14 protein-coding genes and 2 pseudogenes are annotated in these 15,861 nt (G+C 67.1%); 4 read left to right on the top strand and 12 right to left on the bottom strand.

Annotated features, from left to right (window positions below; all coding sequences use genetic code 11):
• Positions 1–37: 37 nt before the first annotated feature.
• From ACHMXA_RS17430 to macA, 3 genes and pseudogenes are all read right to left on the bottom strand, one after another.
• Entirely contained in the window at positions 38–1,426 is a 1,389-nt protein-coding gene (locus tag ACHMXA_RS17430; protein WP_395315957.1) for an efflux transporter outer membrane subunit, read from the bottom strand.
• Positions 1,419–3,420, bottom strand: a pseudogene (gene macB, locus ACHMXA_RS17425) (macrolide ABC transporter ATP-binding protein/permease MacB). Before macB ends, ACHMXA_RS17430 begins: the two are co-directional and overlap by 8 nt.
• Positions 3,420–4,581, bottom strand: a pseudogene (gene macA, locus ACHMXA_RS17420) (macrolide transporter subunit MacA). Before macA ends, macB begins: the two co-directional pseudogenes overlap by 1 nt.
• Before the next feature lie 278 nt (positions 4,582–4,859).
• On the opposite strand from macA, the gene ACHMXA_RS17415 reads away from it, so the two are divergent.
• Complete coding sequence (locus tag ACHMXA_RS17415; RefSeq protein WP_395315956.1) at positions 4,860–5,279, top strand: hypothetical protein; 420 nt, start codon at positions 4,860–4,862, stop codon at positions 5,277–5,279.
• 63 nt (positions 5,280–5,342) lie between these two features.
• Here ACHMXA_RS17415 and ACHMXA_RS17410 read toward each other — a convergent pair whose 3' ends face one another.
• The 8 genes from ACHMXA_RS17410 to ACHMXA_RS17375 form a co-directional block, all read right to left on the bottom strand.
• A complete protein-coding gene (locus tag ACHMXA_RS17410) occupies positions 5,343–5,846 on the bottom strand; it encodes a disulfide bond formation protein B (protein WP_395315955.1) in 504 nt (167 codons plus the stop codon).
• The gene (locus tag ACHMXA_RS17405) at positions 5,843–6,940 is read right to left on the bottom strand and encodes a sulfate/molybdate ABC transporter ATP-binding protein (protein WP_395315954.1); all 1,098 of its coding nucleotides are present in this window, start codon (positions 6,938–6,940) and stop codon (positions 5,843–5,845) included. Before ACHMXA_RS17405 ends, ACHMXA_RS17410 begins: the two co-directional genes overlap by 4 nt.
• Positions 6,941–6,960: 20 nt before the next feature.
• Complete coding sequence (cysW, locus tag ACHMXA_RS17400; RefSeq protein WP_176663883.1) at positions 6,961–7,863, bottom strand: sulfate ABC transporter permease subunit CysW; 903 nt, start codon at positions 7,861–7,863, stop codon at positions 6,961–6,963.
• 1 nt (position 7,864) lies between these two features.
• Positions 7,865–8,752: a sulfate ABC transporter permease subunit CysT gene (gene cysT, locus ACHMXA_RS17395; RefSeq protein ID WP_395315953.1), complete on the bottom strand. Its 888-nt coding sequence runs from the start codon at positions 8,750–8,752 to the stop codon at positions 7,865–7,867.
• Positions 8,753–9,769, bottom strand: coding sequence for a sulfate ABC transporter substrate-binding protein (locus ACHMXA_RS17390; RefSeq protein ID WP_176663881.1), 1,017 nt, complete (start codon positions 9,767–9,769; stop codon positions 8,753–8,755). It abuts the gene before it with no gap.
• Positions 9,766–10,341, bottom strand: coding sequence for an alpha/beta hydrolase (locus tag ACHMXA_RS17385; RefSeq protein ID WP_176663880.1), 576 nt, complete (start codon positions 10,339–10,341; stop codon positions 9,766–9,768). Before ACHMXA_RS17385 ends, ACHMXA_RS17390 begins: the two co-directional genes overlap by 4 nt.
• 24 nt (positions 10,342–10,365) lie before the next feature.
• Positions 10,366–11,007: a peroxiredoxin gene (locus ACHMXA_RS17380; RefSeq protein ID WP_125950766.1), complete on the bottom strand. Its 642-nt coding sequence runs from the start codon at positions 11,005–11,007 to the stop codon at positions 10,366–10,368.
• Positions 11,008–11,126: 119 nt separating this feature from the next.
• Positions 11,127–12,041 carry a LysR family transcriptional regulator gene (locus ACHMXA_RS17375; protein WP_395315952.1) on the bottom strand — a complete coding sequence of 305 codons (915 nt, stop codon included), beginning with the start codon at positions 12,039–12,041 and terminating at the stop codon, positions 11,127–11,129.
• A 135-nt stretch (positions 12,042–12,176) separates the two neighbouring features.
• Here ACHMXA_RS17375 and ACHMXA_RS17370 point away from each other — a divergent pair, with 135 nt between their 5' ends.
• The gene (locus ACHMXA_RS17370) at positions 12,177–12,824 is read left to right on the top strand and encodes an FMN-dependent NADH-azoreductase (RefSeq protein WP_176663878.1); all 648 of its coding nucleotides are present in this window, start codon (positions 12,177–12,179) and stop codon (positions 12,822–12,824) included.
• A gap of 66 nt (positions 12,825–12,890) precedes the next feature.
• Here ACHMXA_RS17370 and ACHMXA_RS17365 read toward each other — a convergent pair whose 3' ends face one another.
• Entirely contained in the window at positions 12,891–13,445 is a 555-nt protein-coding gene (locus tag ACHMXA_RS17365) for an NADPH-dependent FMN reductase (RefSeq protein ID WP_176663877.1), read from the bottom strand.
• Between the two features lie 170 nt (positions 13,446–13,615).
• Between ACHMXA_RS17365 and solA the strand changes: the two genes are divergently transcribed.
• Together solA and panE are read left to right on the top strand one after the other, a co-directional pair.
• On the top strand, positions 13,616–14,845 hold the full coding sequence (solA, locus tag ACHMXA_RS17360) for an N-methyl-L-tryptophan oxidase (protein WP_395315951.1): 1,230 nt from the start codon (positions 13,616–13,618) through the stop codon (positions 14,843–14,845).
• Between the two features lie 72 nt (positions 14,846–14,917).
• Positions 14,918–15,859, top strand: coding sequence for a 2-dehydropantoate 2-reductase (panE, locus tag ACHMXA_RS17355; protein ID WP_395315950.1), 942 nt, complete (start codon positions 14,918–14,920; stop codon positions 15,857–15,859).
• Positions 15,860–15,861 lie beyond the last annotated feature (2 nt).

The raw sequence follows: 15,861 nt of genomic DNA, 5'->3' as shown, positions 1-15,861 counted from the left end.
TCTTCTTCCTTCTCCCCCTGGGAGAGGGAGCAAAGCGCTACGACGCCTCGGCCGCTCCGCCCAGCGCCTTGTAGAGCGTCATCGTGGCGTTGAGCTGGTTCAGCCGGTTCTGGGCCAGCGACACCTCTGCCGTGCGGCGCCTGTCCTTCGCGTCGAGCACCGGCTGCAGCGCGGTCGCGCCGGCGCGGTAGCGCACCTCCGACAGCCGCTCGGCGCGCTGCGCCTCCTGCAGCGCCAGCGCAAGCTTCTCGCTTTCCGCGCGAAGCTGTGCGCGCGACGAGAGCGCGTTCTCGACCTCCGACAACGCCGTGTAGAGCGACTGCCGGAATCCCACCACCGCCTCTTCGTACTGCGTCTGCGATACCGCGACGGTGAGCCGCGCGGTGTTCCACTGCAGGAACGGCAGCATCAGCCCCGCGCCCAGCATGCCCACGGGGTTCTTCAGCAGCTCGCCCAATGCGGTGCTCGAAGTGCCCAGGGAGCCCGTCAGGCTCAGCGCTGGATAGAAGCCGGTGCGCGTGGCGTCGACGTTCGCCAGGGCGCCTCGCAGCCGCTGCTCGGCGGCGCGCAGGTCCGGACGGCGGCCCAGCAGGCTCGCGGGCAAGCCGGCATCGATGACAGGCAAGGCGGTGTCCGGCAGCTGCGTCGGCTCGGCGGCCATCTGCTGCGGCGGCTGGTCGAAGATGATCGCCAGCGCGTTGCGCGCCTCCACGCGCTGCTGCAGCAGCTGCGTGTGCGCGGCCTCCTGCGTGGCGAGGTTCTGGCCGGCTTGCGCCACGTCCAGCCCCGACACCGCGCCCGCCGCGTACTTAACCCGCGCCAGCGCGAGGATGCGCCGGCCGTCCTCCATGCCTGCCTCGCTCAGTGCGATGCGCTGGTTCAGGTAACCCGTCTGCCAGTAGGCACCCGCCGTGGTGCCGATCAGGGCGAGCGCTGCGGCCTGGCGGTCGGATTCGGTGGCCTTCAGCTCCCAGTCGGCGGCACTGCGCACCGCAGAGAGCCGGCCCCACAGGTCGAGCTCATAGCTCAGCGTCACCAGCGAACTCGACGCGGATCCGGCCACGCCGCCGCGCTTGAGGTCGTAGCTGCGGCTGGTGCTGGCCTGACCGACCACGCCGGGCGTGAGGTTCGTGTTCACCAGCCCGGCTTGCAACTGTGCGCGCTGCACGCGAATGCCCGCCACGGCCAGGTTGCTGTTGGTGCGCAGCGCGTTGTCGATCAACTGGTCGAGCTGCGGATCGTTGAAGGCCTTCCACCAGCCGGACGAGACCATCGCCGCCGCACTGCCCGAGCCGGGCGACTGCTGCCAGCCCTGCGGAATATCCAGCGGGCGCTGCGCCCTCTGCTCCGGCTGAAAGAGGGTGCAACCGCCAAGCAGCAGCACGGCCGCGGCCACCGCTGGCGAAAGAAGAGGCGCCTTATTCACGAGCCAGCGCCTCGATGGGATCCAGCCGCGCCGCGTTGCGCGCCGGCAGGTAGCCGAACAGCACGCCGATCAGCGACGCGCAGAGAAATGCCGAAACCACGGCGCCGATTGAAAAGATCATCTGCCATTGCTTGACGAGAAGCGAAAAGAGAAAGCTGATGCCGTACGAAAGCGTCACACCGATCAGGCCGCCCACCAGGCACACCAGCACCGCCTCGGTCAGGAACTGCTGCAGCACGTCGCTCTGGCGTGCACCCACCGCCATGCGGATGCCGATCTCGCGCGTGCGCTCGGTCACCGACACCAGCATGATGTTCATCACGCCGATGCCGCCCACCACCAGCGAGATCACCGCGATGAGCGACAGCAGCAGCGTCAGCGACTGGCTGGTGCGCTCCGCCGTCTTGACGATGCTGTCCATGTTGAAGGTGAAGAAATCCTTGGTGCCGTGGCGCAGCGCGAGCAGTTTGACGATGCTGTCTTCCGCCGCCTTGGTCGGCTGGTCGTCGCGGATGCGCACCGTGATGTTGTCGAAGTGCTGCTGCCCGAAGAGCCGGCTTGCGCCTGTGCTGTAGGGCAGCCAGATGTTGAGCGACTTGTTTCCGTCGCCGAACACCGTCTTCTTCTCCTGCGCCACGCCGATCACGGTGCACGGCAGGCTGCCCACCAGGATGATCTTGCCCACCGGCTCCGTGCCGTCGGGGAACAGCTTGCGCCGCGTGTTCTGGTCGATCACCACTACTTGCGACTGGTGGCGCACGTCCAAGGCGGTGAAGGCCGCGCCGCTGGCCATCTGCATGTCGCGCACGCGGAAGAAACTGTCGCTCACGCCGTTCACGGTGCCGTTGATGTCCACGCTGCGGTAGCGCAGACGCAGGCTGCGCGAGGTGGTGGGCGTCACGCTGTGCACGTAGGGCTGGGCCGCGATGGCGTCGAGGTCCGACGGTATGAGCGTACGGATGCTGGTGGCCTTGTCGTCGCCGAAATCGCGGCCCGGATACACGTCGAGCGTGTTGGTGCCGATGGCGCGGATGTCCGACAGCACGTAGCGCTTGGCGCCCTCCCCGATCGCCACGATCGACACCACCGAGGTGATGCCGATGACGATGCCCAGCATCGTGAGCGCCGTACGCATGCGGTGCGCCATCATCGAGCGCCAGGCCATGCGGAAGGCTTCGGCGAAGCGGGCCCAGCCGGTGCTGAAGCGGGCGATGCCGAGCCTGGGCTTCGTCATCGCCGTGGGGGGCCGCGGCGTCGGCTTGCGCAGCCGGCTGCGTGGGCGCGGTAACGCTCGGAACGTTGGGCCGGTCGCCCACGATCACGCCGTCGGCGATCTCGATGATGCGTTCGGTGCAGCTCGCCACCTGCATGTCGTGCGTCACGATGATGATCGTGTGGCCCTGCGCGTGCAGCTCGCGCAGGATGCCGATGACCTCCTGCCCGCTGCGGCTGTCGAGCGCGCCGGTCGGTTCGTCGGCCAGGATCACCTGCCCGCCGTTCATGAGCGCGCGCGCGATGCTCACGCGCTGCTGCTGGCCACCGGAGAGCTGGCTGGGCCGGTGCTCGGTGCGGTCGCCCAGCCCCAGGCGCGCGAGCAGCTGCCGCGCGCGCGATTCGCGCGCCTGGCCGTCGGTGCCGGCGTACACGGCGGGCACCTCGACGTTGCCGGTGGCCGTCAGGTGCTGCATCAGGTGGTAGCGCTGGAAGATGAAACCGAAGTGCTCGCGGCGCAGTTCGGCCAGCGCGTCGCTGTCGAGCGCGCCCACGTCCTGGCCCGAGACGGTGTAGGTGCCGGTGCTCGGCCGGTCGAGGCAGCCGAGGATGTTCATCAGCGTCGACTTGCCCGAGCCCGATGCGCCGACGATGGCCAGCATCTCGCCGTCGCCGATGTCGAGGTTCACGTCCTTGAGCACCTGCACTTCCTGCTCGCCCGAGGGAAAGCTGCGGCCGATGCCGCGCAGGCTCAGCAGTGGCTTCTTCGATTCCTGCAGCATCAGCGCTTGCCCCGGCCGCCGCCGTCGCCGGTTTCGCCGCGCTCGGGCACTGCGGAGGCATCGCCGGTGATGACGTTGTCGCCCTCCTTCAGGCCTTCGAGCACCTGCGCCTGGAAGTTGTTGGAGATGCCCACGCGCACCTTCCGCTTTTCCACGGTCTGGTCGGCCTTGAGCACGCGCACTTCCTGGCGGCCGTCCTTGTCGCGCTCGCCGAGCGCTGTCAACGGCACGGTCAGCGCCTGCTTCGCCTCGCCCAGCAGGATGGCGACCTGCGCCGTCATGTCCACGCGCAGCGTGCGGTCGGGGGTTGGGCACGTCGAAGAGCGCGTTGAAGAACACCGCGTTGTTGATCTTCTCGGGCGAAGGCTGCACCGCGCGCAGCGTGCCGTGGTAGCGCTTGTCGGGATCGCCGAGGATAGTGAAGTACACCGGCTGCCCCGGCTTCACGCGCACCACGTCGGCTTCCGACACCTGCGCCTTCACGGTCATGGTCGACAGGTCGGCCAGCTTCATCAGCGTGGGCACCTGGAAGGCGGCGACCACGGTCTGGCCTTCGAGCGTGTTGATGGAGACGACGTCGCCGTCGATGGGCGCGACGATGCGCGTGTACGAGAGGTTCTGCTGCGCCGAGGCCACGGCCAGCTTCTGCTGGCGGATCTGCGCCTCGAGCGACACCGCGTCGGCACGCAGCGCGCGCAGTTCGGCGTCGGCGCTTTCCATGTCCTGCTTCGCGGCCGCATCCTGCGCGAGCATTTCCTGCTGGCGCGTCCAGGTCAGCTGGGCCTGCCTGACGCGCACTTCCTTGGCCAGCTTCTGCGCCTGCAGGTTGTCGAGCTTGGCCTGCTCCTGCGCCAGGGTGTTCTGGGAAATGACGGGGTCGATCTCGGCGAGCCAGTCGCCCTTCTTCACTGTCTGTCCCAGCACCACCTTCAGCGACTTGAGCTGGCCGCTCACCTGCGCGCCCACCTCGACCTGCTTGAGCGCCTGCAGCACGCCAGTGGCGAGCACGGCGTTTTCCAGGTCGGTGCGCTGCACGGTGGCGGTGAGGTATTCGCTCTTCTGCGCCGGCCTCAGCAACGAGGAGGCAATGACGGCCAGCACGATGAAAACGGCAATGCCGATCAGGTATTTGCGCGATCGCCGGGGCGGTTTATTGGGCATGCAAAGGAAAAGGAATGAGGGCGCCAGGGCGGGTTGTTTCGCTCGAGGAATTCGGCGCCAAAAAAGAAGCTACGCGGGTTTTCGCACAATCCTAGCTGCGTTTGCTGAAGGACTTTTAAAGACCCGCGCCGTGTATTGACACCATCCTCTTACAAGCGAACGCACGGCGATTCGAGCCCCGGCCAGATCGTGACTTTAGGCACTGTGTGCACCCGAATTGCACTCCTACATTCGCAATTGGGCAGCGCATTGCAAGCCGCCCGCCACAGCAGATGTCAATGAGCCGTGAATATCTTTTTCGCGGCGGGGCATCTCTTTTCCGACGCATTCAATTGAGGGAAACGACCATGAAATTCAAACAGTCGAAAACGCTGCTGCGCAATGCAGCCCTGGGTGGTGCAATTGCGACGCTGCTGGCCTTCAGCGGCGCGGCGAGCGCAACCCACATGCCGCAGGACGGCGACGCGCTGCAGACGGCCGGCGTCATCGCCAGCGTCGGCGCGCCCGCTTCGAAGATCAGGATGGAAGAGGCTTCCGCGCAGCAAGACCTGCTGAGCTTCGCTGCGCCCGCAGCCAAGCCTGAAATGGCTCAGCCCGTGAATACCGCGCTGGTCGATAGCTGCGCGAGCCGCTGGTACTGGCGCAGCCTGCTGGAAGAAATGGCCTGCGGTTTCTCGGGCCAAGGCTGGTTCAACTGAATCTCGTGACGTGAAAAAGCCGCCCTCGAACGGGGGCGGCTTCCAAACGACTGGTGAAGACGCTCAGCGTGCGCGACGCGAACGCACCAGCAGCGTGATCAGCAGCAGCGACAGAACCACGAACGCGACGAACGACCAGTTCGCCAGCGTCAGTCCGAACAGCGACCAGTCGACCTTCGAGCAGTCGCCGCCGCCGCGGAAGATCATCGGCAGCGCGCGCTTCAGCGGGAAGGTCTCGATCATCCCGTAGAGGTCGCGGCCGCAGCTCACGACTTCGGGCGGATACCACTGCAGCCAGCTCTGCGAGGCCGCCGTGTAGGCGCCGCCCAGCGCAGCCAGCAGCGCCAGCACGCCGCTCACCGCACGCAGGCCCACGTTGCGGAAAACCCCGGCGAGCCCGGTGAACAGCGCCACCAGCACCAGTGCGTACCGCTGCACGATGCACATGGGACAGGGTTCGAGCCCGACCACGTGCTGCAGGTAGAGCCCGAAGGCCAGCATCAGGACACAGGCCAGGCAGATCAGCCCGAACGCGCGGCGCGGCGCGCCGAAGTACCAATCGATCAAGGAGATACCCAATCTTCTTCTACGAACACTCTGGCCTTGCGCGGATTGGCGACGACCGTGTCGCCCTCCTTCAAGCCCAGATCGCGGAACTGTTGCGCAGGGAGTTGCGCTTCGATGATGGTTCCGGAGCCCGGATTATCTGGATTCGACTCGGTGGGCTCAAGTTCCAGCCGCGCGATAGGTCCGACCACGATTGCGCGCGACAGCGTGGCGACGATGCCCGAGGCACCGGTCACGTAGGGTGTCACGTCGATGTCATGCGGACGCACGTAGGCACGCGCCTTGGCATCGCGCGCGCCGCTGTGTTCGGGAGATTCGAGGCGCATGCCCTGGAGCTGCACCGCGCCGTTGTCGGCGCGGCCGTGGAACAGGTTCACGTCGCCCAGGAAGCCGTAGACGAACGGGCTCGCGGGCTGGTCCCACACTTCCTGCGGCGAGCCGACCTGCTCGATCTGTCCCTTGTTGATGACCACCACGCGATCGGCCACCTCGAGCGCCTCTTCCTGATCGTGCGTGACGAAGATGGAAGTGACGTGCAGCTCGTCGTGCAGCCGGCGCAGCCAGCGGCGCAGTTCCTTGCGCACCTTGGCGTCGAGCGCGCCGAAGGGCTCGTCCAGCAGCAGCACCTTGGGCTCCACCGCCAGCGCGCGGGCCAGCGCAATGCGCTGGCGCTGGCCGCCGGAGAGCTGCGAGGGATAGCGGTCGGCCAGCCAGTCGAGCTGCACCAGCTTGAGCAGGTCGGTCACCTTGGCCCTGATCTGCGCGTCGCTCGGGCGCTCCTTGCGCGGCTTCACGCGCAGGCCGAAGGCCACGTTCTCGAACACGGTCATGTGGCGGAACAGCGCATAGTGCTGGAACACGAAGCCCACCTGCCGCTCGCGCACGTGCACGTCGGTGGTGTCCTCGCCCGAGAACAGGATGCTGCCCGTATCGGCCGTCTCCAGCCCCGCGATGATGCGCAGCAGCGTGGTCTTGCCGCAGCCCGAGGGGCCGAGCAGAGCGACCAGCTCGCCCGAATCGACGTCGAGGCTCACGTCGCGCAGCGCGCGGAAATCGCCGAACTGCTTGCTGATGTTGCGGATTTCGATGCTCATGATTTCTTCTCTCTCAGGGCTCAGGCCGCCGTGGCTTCAGGGGGCCGTTCCGGGGGCAGCTCGGCAATGGCCTTCATCTCGCGCTCATGGCGCCATTCGATCACCGACTTGATTACCAGCGTGACCAGCGCCAGGATCGCCAGCAGCGAAGCCACCGCGAAGGCGGCCACCGACTGGTATTCGTTGTAGAGCACTTCCACGTGCAGCGGCATGGTGTTGGTCTGGCCGCGGATGTGGCCCGACACCACCGACACCGCGCCGAACTCGCCCATGGCGCGCGCGTTGCACAGGATCACGCCGTACAGCAGGCCCCACTTGATGTTGGGCAGCGTCACGCGCCAGAAGGTCTGCCAGCCGGTCGCGCCGAGCACGATGGCGGCCTGCTCCTCGTCGGTACCCTGCGCCTGCATCAGCGGCACGAGTTCGCGCGCAATGAACGGGAAGGTCACGAACACGGTCGCCAGCACGATGCCGGGCACGGCGAAGATGATCTTGATGTCGTGCTCGGCCAGCCAAGGGCCCAGCCAACCCTGCGCACCGAACACCAGCACGTAGATCAGGCCCGCCACCACCGGCGACACCGCGAACGGCAGGTCGACCAGCGTGGTCAGCAGCGCCTTGCCGCGGAACTCGAACTTGGCGATGGCCCAGGCGCCGGCCACGCCGAACACCAGGTTCATCGGCACCGCGATGGCGGCCGTGATCAGCGTGAGGCGGATGGCGCTCCAGGCATCGGGTTCCTTCAGCGCATCGACGTACGCGGTGACGCCCTTGCGCAGCGCCTCGGTCGCCACCGCCGCCAGCGGCAGCACGAGGAACAGGAACATGAAGCCGAGCGCGAGGCCGATCAGCAGCCAGCGCACCCAGGCGGCTTCGGTGGTGCCGGCCTGCGCGCGGCGAACAACTTTGGAAGGGGCACTCATGTCAGCTCCCCGAGCGGCGACGCTGCCAGGCCTGCAGGCCGTTGATGACCAGCAGCAGCAGGAAGGAAATGACCAGCATCACCAGTGCGACGGCGGTGGCACCCGCGTAGTCGTACTGCTCCAGCTTGCCGATGATGATGAGCGGCGTGATCTCCGAGATCATCGGCATGTTGCCGGCGATGAAGATCACCGAGCCGTACTCGCCGATGGCGCGCGCGAAGGCCATGGCAAAGCCCGTCAGCAGCGCCGGCGCGATGGATGGGAAGATCACCTTGGTGAAGGTCTGCAGCCGCGTCGCGCCGAGCGATGTAGCCGCTTCTTCCAGTTCCTTCTCGGCGTCTTCGAGCACCGGCTGCACCGTGCGCACCACGAAGGGCAGCCCGATGAAGATCAGCGCAATGACCACGCCCGCCGGCGTGAACGCCAGCTTGATGCCATGCGGCTCCAGCAGTTGCCCGACCCAGCCGTTGCCCGCGAGCAGCGCCGTCAGCGAGATGCCTGCCACGGCCGTGGGCAGCGCGAAAGGCAGGTCGACCAGCGCGTCGACGATGCGCTTGCCCGGAAACTTGTAGCGCACCAGCACCCAGGCCACCAGCAGGCCGAACACCGCATTGACGATGGCCGCGATCAGCGATGCGCCGAAGGTCAGCCGGTAGGAAGCCATCACGCGAGGTGCGGTCACGGCCACCCAGAACTGCTCCCAGCTCAGCGTGAAGGTCTTGAAGACCAGCGCCGACAGCGGGATCAGCACGATCAGGCTCAGATAAAGAATCGAGAAGCCGAGCGTGATGTGGAAACCGGGCAGCACGCGCTTGGCGCCGCCTGCCCGGTTGGCACGAGAAAAAGGCGCTCCCGCCGACGGGAGCGCCGAAGAAACAGCGCCGCTCATTTACTTACCGCCAGGCGTATACAGCTTGTCGAACTGGCCGCCGTCATTGAAGTGCACCTTCTGTGCTTCGCCGAGGCTGCCGAAGAGTTCCTGCACCGTGAAGAGCTGCAGCGGCTTGAAGGTCGAGGCGTACTTCTTGAGCACCGTCTGCGAGCGCGGGCGCAGCGCGTGCTTGGCGGCGATTTCCTGCGCCTCTTCGGAATACAGCCAGTCGAGGTACGCCTTGGCGAGTTCGCCGGTGCCCTTCTTGGCGACGGTGCGCTCGACCACGGCCACCGGGTTCTCGGCCACGATGCTGATCGACGGGTAGACCGAATCGACCTTGCCGGTCCCGAATTCGCGGTCGATGGAGACCACTTCCGACTCGAAGGTGATCAGCGCGTCGCCGATGTTGCGCTGCAGGAAGGCGGTGGTCGCGTCGCGGCCGCCGCGTGCCAGCACCGGCACGTTCTTGAACAGCTTGCCGACGAACTCGGCGGCCTGGGCGTCGGTGCCGCCCTTCTTCTTGACGTAGCCCCAGGCAGCCAGGTAGGCGTAGCGGCCGTTGCCGCCGGTCTTGGGGTTGACGATCACGACCTGCACACCGGGCTTGACCAGGTCGTCCCAGTCCTTGATGCCCTTGGGGTTGCCGTTGCGCACCAGGAACAGCATGGTCGACGTGGTCGGCGCTGCGTTCTCCGGGAATTTCTTGTTCCAGTCCTTCGCGACCACGCCGGCACTGGCCAGGAAGTCGATGTCGGTGGATGTGTTCATCGTGACCACGTCGGCGTCGAGGCCGTCCGCCACCGCGCGGGCCTGCGCGCTGGAGCCGCCGTGCGACTGGTCGATCTTCACGTCCTTGCCGGTCGCCTTCTTGTAGTGCGCCACGAAGGCCGCGTTGTAGTCCTTGTAGAACTCGCGCGCCACGTCGTAGGAGGCGTTCAGCAGCCCGGTGCCCTGTGCGAAGGCGGTGCTGCCGGCGAGTGCGGAGGACGCCAGCGCGAGCACGGCGGCGAAGGTCTTGATTCTGGAATTCATGTGGTTGCCAGGTTTTCTGAAAATTCACGGCCCGCCGACCACGCGGCGGGCTCGTCGGTCAGCGACTGGAGCAAAGCCAGGCCCAGCGGCCAGTCCCCGTGCCCCGAATCGATGTTGATGTGGCCCGCATTCTGCATCCGGACGAACTCGCTTCCCCAGGCGCGCGAATACGCGCCCGCCAGGCGGATCGGACAGTACGGATCGTTGCTGCTGGCCACCACGATGCTGCGGTACGGCAGCGCGGCATACGGCACGGGGGCGAAATCGGAGAGCACGGCGCGGCGCTCGGGGTCGGCCGGCGCCACCAGCAGCGCGCCCTGGATGCGGGCCGCAGCCTCGGCCGGCAGGTGCGCCGTGGCGATGCAGCCGAGGCTGTGCGCGGCGATCACCACCGGGCCGGGCTGCTCTAGCACCAGCTTGGCGAGCGCCGGAACCCAGGCATCGCGCTTGGGCGAGGCCCAGTCGTCCTGAACCACGCGCGCGGCGCCCGGGATGCGCTCCTCCCACAGGCTCTGCCAGTGGCCGGGCCCGGAGTCACGCCAGCCGGGCACTATGACGACGCGAGTCTGCATGACGGCGCTGCCTCCCTTGCCCGCTTACTTGTTCGGCTGCGGCGTGATGCGCAGGTACGGGCGCACGGCCTTGAAGCCCTTGGGGAAGCGCTCGGCGAGCTCGGCCGGGTCCTGGATGGCCGGGATGATGACCACGTCGTCGCCGTCCTTCCAGTTCACGGGGGTGGCGACCTTGTGGCTGTCGGTGAGCTGCAGCGAGTCGATGACGCGCAGGATCTCGTCGAAGTTGCGGCCGGTGGACGCCGGGTAGGTGATGGTGGTGCGGATCACCTTCTTCGGGTCGATGATGAACACGCTGCGCACGGTGGCGGTGGCCGAGGCGTTCGGGTGGATCAGGTCGTACAAGTCGGACACCTTGCGGTCGGCGTCCGCGATGATGGGGAAGTTGACCGTGGTGTTCTGCGTGTCGTTGATGTCGCCGATCCACTCCTTGTGCTTGGTGGCCGGGTCCACGCTCAGCGCGATGGGCTTCACGCCGCGCTTGGCGAATTCGCCCGACAGCGCCGCGGTCTTGCCCAGTTCGGTGGTGCAAACGGGGGTGAAGTCGGCGGGGTGCGAGAAGAACACGACCCACGAATCGCCGGCCCACTGGTAGAAGTCGATGGGGCCTTCGCTCGAATCCTGGGTGAAATTGGGGGCGGTGTCGCCTAGACGCAGAGTAGCCATGGTCGCTCCTGGATTGGATGAGAGTCGTGGATTGTGCGAACCCTTGCTTCAATGCCAAACGAATATCTGCTTGTTTGGATATGACGTTTTCCGCATAACGAAGCGATCCGGCCCCCTGGCTAGAACATCCGCATGTCCTCGTTCTGCAGGTGCTCCATCAGGAAATCGATCAGCTTTCGCACCGCCGGCACCAACGCCCGCCGCGCCGGAAACACCATGTGCGCGATCACCGGCGGCGGCCCCCAGCCCGGCAGCAGGCGCACCAGCCGGCCCGCTTCCATATCGGCGCGGCACATGTAGTCGGGCAGCATCGTGGCGCCAACGCCCCCGATCGCCCCGAACTGCAGCGTGGCGAGATCGTCCGCCACGTACAGGGGCGTGTGCGAATGGACGAGGCTCTCGCCGTTCGGGCCCTCCAGCCGCCAGTCGCTGCGCCCGTCCCCGTTGACCGACATGGACGCCGTGGGCAGCTTGCCCAGGTCGGCCACCGTCTGCACCGGCCCGTACCGCTTCAGCAGTTCAGGGCTCGCCGCCAGCACGCCGCGGCTGTAGCCGAAGGTCTTGGCGACCAGCACCGTGCTGTCTTCGATGACCGGGCGCACGCGCAGCGCAATGTCGATGCCCTCCTCGATCAGGTCGACGGGACGGTTGATCACCTTCATGTCGATGCGCACCGCCGGGTAGCGCTCCATGAACACCGGCATGAGCTGGGCCAGCCCGCTGTGCGCGATGGTGACCGGGCAGCTCAGCCGCACCAGCCCGCTGGGCTCGGTCTGCACCTGCGCCACCGCCTCGGCCGCCGCCTGAGCCGCGTCGCGCATGGCGGAGGCGTGCCGCAGGTAGATCTCGCCGGCCGGCGTGAGCGACAGCCGCCGGGTGCTGCGCTGCATCAGTTGCACGCCAAGGCGCTCTTCCAGTTCCGCCACGCGGCGCGAGAGGCGCGACTTGGGAATGCCCATCGCCCGGCTGGCGGCCGCGAAGCCGCCGCGCTCGGCCACCTCGGCGAAGAAAACCATGTCGTTGAGGTCTTGCATAGGGTCATTGTCCTGCAGATAGAACGATGTAGCCAAATTTTGGTTACTTATCGATCACTCGGTCGAAAAATAGAATTCTTCCATCCGCCGGCCATCTTCAGTGCCGACAGCCAACACAGAAAGTGATTGATTGAAATGAAGCTGCTCCATATCGACTCCAGCATCCTCGGCACCAACTCGACCTCGCGCCTACTCTCGGCCGAGATCGTGACCGCATGGCGTGCCGCCCATCCCGACACCGCCGTCGAGTACCTCGACCTGGCCGTGGACGCCCCCTCGCACTTCAGCGCCGACGCGCTGGGCATCAAGGTCGGCGTGCAAGCCCAGCCCACCGAAGCCCAGGCGCGTGAAAACGCCCTGTCCGAAAAGCTCGTGAGCCAGTTCCTGGCCTCGGACGTGGTCGTCATCGGCACGCCCTTCTACAACTTCTCGATCCCGACGCAGCTCAAGGCCTGGATCGACCGCCTCGGCCAGGTCGGCCGCACCTTCAAGTACACCGACAAGGGCCCCGTGGGCCTGGCCGGCGGCAAGACCATCATCGTGGCCTCCAGCCGCGGCGGCGTCTACTCGACCAGCGAAGGCGGCCAGGCCATGGAACACCAGGAGAGCTACCTCAAGGCAGTCTTCGGCTTCTTCGGCATCACCGACGTTCGCATCGTGCGCGCCGAAGGCGTGGCGATGGGCGACGAAGCCCGCAACAGCGCCCTGGCATCGGCCCGCGCGGACATCCTGGTGGCGACGGCCGAAGCCGCGAACCAGCGCAACGCCGCAATCGCTGCCTGAGCGCCTTGCACGCAAACAAGAAAGCCGCCCGGCGAGGGCGGCTTTTTGCTTTGTGGGACGCGCAGCTCAGGCCGAGTGGCTCTTGATCCATGCCACGTACTTGTCCATCCAGCCCTGCAGGAACTTCTTCGAGCCTTCGTTGCCGATGTGGCCCTTGTCGTCGAACAGGTCGTCCTTGGCTTGCAGGAACACTTCGGGAGCGCCCAGCGTCGGCACGTCGAGGTAGGCCAGGATGTTGCGCAGGTGCTGCTGCGCCAGCGCGGTGCCGATGGCACCGACCGAGATGCCGACCACGCCGGCGGGCTTGCCGGCCCAGGCGCTCTGGCCGTAGGGGCGCGAGGCGTGGTCGATGGCGTTCTTCAGCACGCCGGGAATGGAACGGTTGTATTCGGGCGTGACGAACAGCAGGCCGTCGGCCGCCGCGATCTCGGTCTTCAGACGCTTCACCGAAGCAGCCTGGTTGCCGTCGTCGTCCTGGTTGTACAGCGGCAGGTCGTCGATGCGCAGGCTTTCAAAAGTGAAGTCCGAGGGCGCGAGGTGCGCCAGCGCAAGGGCCAGCTTGTGGTTGAACGAATCCTTGCGCAGGCTGCCGACGATGACGGCGATCCGGGTCTGGGCCATGGGTGAAGCTCCTTTGATGAGAGGGTCGGAAATGACGAACGCGATTATGCGAAGCGCCCATGACCTTTTCTGGAAAAGTTCATCCGCTTACGGCCGAACGACGTCAAGATGACACGTTCCGTTTCGCTCCGTTTCCATCCAAAGCTCTCATCCAGGCGCAGGACGCATCAGTGACCCAGTCAATCCCGGATTCATCCACCCACTACGACGTCATCGTCGTCGGCCTCGGCGCACTCGGCGCCGCCACCCTCTACCAGCTCTCGCAGCGCGGCGCGCGCGTGCTGGGCATCGACCAGTTCTCCCCGCCGCACGACCTGGGCTCCTCGCACGGCGACTCCCGCATCACGCGGCTGGCCGTCGGCGAAGGCGACGAATACGTGCCCTTCGTGCAGCGCTCGCACGCCATCTGGCGCGAGCTCGAAGAGCGCACCGGCAAGCCGCTCATGACCACGACCGGCGGCCTGATCCTCGCGCCGCGCGGCCGTGTCGCCGAACACCACGGCAAGCCAGACTTCGTGCGCCGCACCATCGCCTGCGCCGAACGATTCGGCATCGCGCATGAAGTACTCGACGCCGCCGGCATCCGCGCCCGCTTCCCGCAATTCAAGCTGCAGGGCGACGAGATCGGCTACTTCGAGCACGAGGCCGGCTTCGTGCGGCCCGAGGAAGCCATCGGTGCGCAACTCGCCGTGGCGCGCGCATCGGGCGCACAGACGCTCACCGGCGAACGCGTGGAGGCCGTCGAGCCGGTGGGCCACGGCGACGTCCTGCGCGTACGCACCGCCACCGCGAGCTTCACGGCCGGCCGCGTAGTGGTCGCGGCCGGCGCATGGCTGCCCGCCTTCCTCGGCACCCAGGCACGCGCCGACTGGCAGGCCGACTTCTCCGTGCACCGGCAGGTCATGCACTGGTTCGACACCGGCAGCGCCGCCGCCGACTTCGCGCCGGGGCGCTTTCCCATCTTCATCTGGATGTTCGGCGACGGGCCGGAAGACTACATGTACGGCTTTCCGGCCTCCGACCCGGCGCAGCCCGCGCTCAAGGTCGCGACCGAGCAGTACGTGGACGCCACCACGCCCGACACCATCGACCGCAGCGTGAGCGCGGAAGAAAGCGCCGCCATGTACCGCGAGCGCGTGGCTGGCCGCTTTCCGCAGATCGACGGCCGGGCCGTGAAGGCGCGCGCCTGCATGTACACCGTGACGCCCGATCGCCGCTTCGTGATCGACGCGCTCGACGGCATGCCCAACCTGCTCGTCGTCTCTGCCTGCTCGGGCCACGGCTTCAAGCACTCGGCCGGGCTCGGCGACGCCATCGCGGATCATGTGCTGGGCCGCGCCACCACGCTCGACCTCTCGCCCTTTGCCCGCGGCCGTCTGCTGGAGAAGACCGCGGCCTGAAGCACGCACGGGCGATCCCGGGCATCATCGCGGCCGATCTTTTTTCACTGTCGGATACAGGAGCGAAGCGCGATGAGATTTCTGGTGGTGGGTGCCGGCGCACTCGGTGGTTATTTCGGCGGCCGTCTGCTGGAGGCGGGACGCGACGTCACCTTCCTGCTGCGTCCGCGGCGCGCGGCCCAGCTCGCGAAGACCGGGCTGGTGGTGCAGAGCCCCTTCGGCAACCTGAGCCTGCCCGCGCCGAGGCACGTGCTGGCCGACGGCATCGACGGCCCGTACGACGTGATCGTGGTCGGCAGCAAAGCCTACGACCTCGACTCGACGATGAACTCCTTCGCGCCGGCCGTCGGCCCCGACACCGTGATCCTCCCCCTGCTCAACGGCATGAGCCACGTCGACAGGCTGGCCGAGCGCTTCGGCAGCGAGCGCGTGCTGGGCGGCCTTTGCATGATCTCCGCGACCCTCGATGACGAAGGCCGCGTGCTGCACCTCAACGACATGCACGGCCTGAGCTTCGGCGAACGCGCGGGCGGGCGCTCGGCGCGCGTCGATGCCATCGCAGCGCAGTTCGCCGGCGCGAAGTTCGACGCCACGGCCAGCGAGAACATCGCGCAGGACATGTGGGAGAAGTGGGTCTTCATCGCCTCGGCGGCCGGCCTCACCAGCCTGATGCACGCCTCCATCGGCGACATCGTGGCCGCAGGCGGCCAGGACGTTGCCCTGTCGATCTTCGACGAGTGCTGCGCCATCGCCGCCCACAACGGCTTCGCGCCCCGCCCCGCCGCCGTGCAGCGCGGCCGCGCCATCATCACGGCCGCCGGCTCGCCGATGACGGCCTCGATGTACAAGGACATGGCGCGCGGTGCGGCGGTGGAGGCCGATCACATCGTCGGCGACCTCCTGGGCCGCGCGGCGCCCGGCAATGCCACGGTACCCACCGTGCTGCGCACTGCCTACGTGCACCTCAAGGCCTACGAGGCACGGCGCGCCCGCGAGGCTGCCGCAGCAGCCTGAGG

The sequence above is a fragment of the Variovorax sp. UC74_104 genome (assembly GCF_044055375.1).
Taxonomy (GTDB): Bacteria; Pseudomonadota; Gammaproteobacteria; order Burkholderiales; family Burkholderiaceae_C; genus Variovorax.
The sequence above is the reverse complement of the archived record's forward strand: the minus strand, read 5'-3'. Positions and strand labels throughout refer to the sequence as shown.

Bases quoted from the DNA above. Each gene is read 5' to 3' on its own strand.
- ACHMXA_RS17375 (WP_395315952.1), bottom strand. From the start codon at position 12,041: ATGCAAGACCTCAACGACATGGTTTTCTTCGCCGAGGTGGCCGAGCGC.
- cysW (WP_176663883.1), bottom strand. From the start codon at position 7,863: ATGAGTGCCCCTTCCAAAGTTGTTCGCCGCGCGCAGGCCGGCACCACC.
- cysT (WP_395315953.1), bottom strand. From the start codon at position 8,752: ATGAGCGGCGCTGTTTCTTCGGCGCTCCCGTCGGCGGGAGCGCCTTTT.
- ACHMXA_RS17405 (WP_395315954.1), bottom strand. From the start codon at position 6,940: ATGAGCATCGAAATCCGCAACATCAGCAAGCAGTTCGGCGATTTCCGC.
- panE (WP_395315950.1), top strand. From the start codon at position 14,918: ATGAGATTTCTGGTGGTGGGTGCCGGCGCACTCGGTGGTTATTTCGGC.
- ACHMXA_RS17390 (WP_176663881.1), bottom strand. From the start codon at position 9,769: ATGAATTCCAGAATCAAGACCTTCGCCGCCGTGCTCGCGCTGGCGTCC.
- ACHMXA_RS17370 (WP_176663878.1), top strand. From the start codon at position 12,177: ATGAAGCTGCTCCATATCGACTCCAGCATCCTCGGCACCAACTCGACC.
- ACHMXA_RS17365 (WP_176663877.1), bottom strand. From the start codon at position 13,445: ATGGCCCAGACCCGGATCGCCGTCATCGTCGGCAGCCTGCGCAAGGAT.
- ACHMXA_RS17385 (WP_176663880.1), bottom strand. From the start codon at position 10,341: ATGCAGACTCGCGTCGTCATAGTGCCCGGCTGGCGTGACTCCGGGCCC.
- ACHMXA_RS17415 (WP_395315956.1), top strand. From the start codon at position 4,860: ATGAGCCGTGAATATCTTTTTCGCGGCGGGGCATCTCTTTTCCGACGC.
- ACHMXA_RS17380 (WP_125950766.1), bottom strand. From the start codon at position 11,007: ATGGCTACTCTGCGTCTAGGCGACACCGCCCCCAATTTCACCCAGGAT.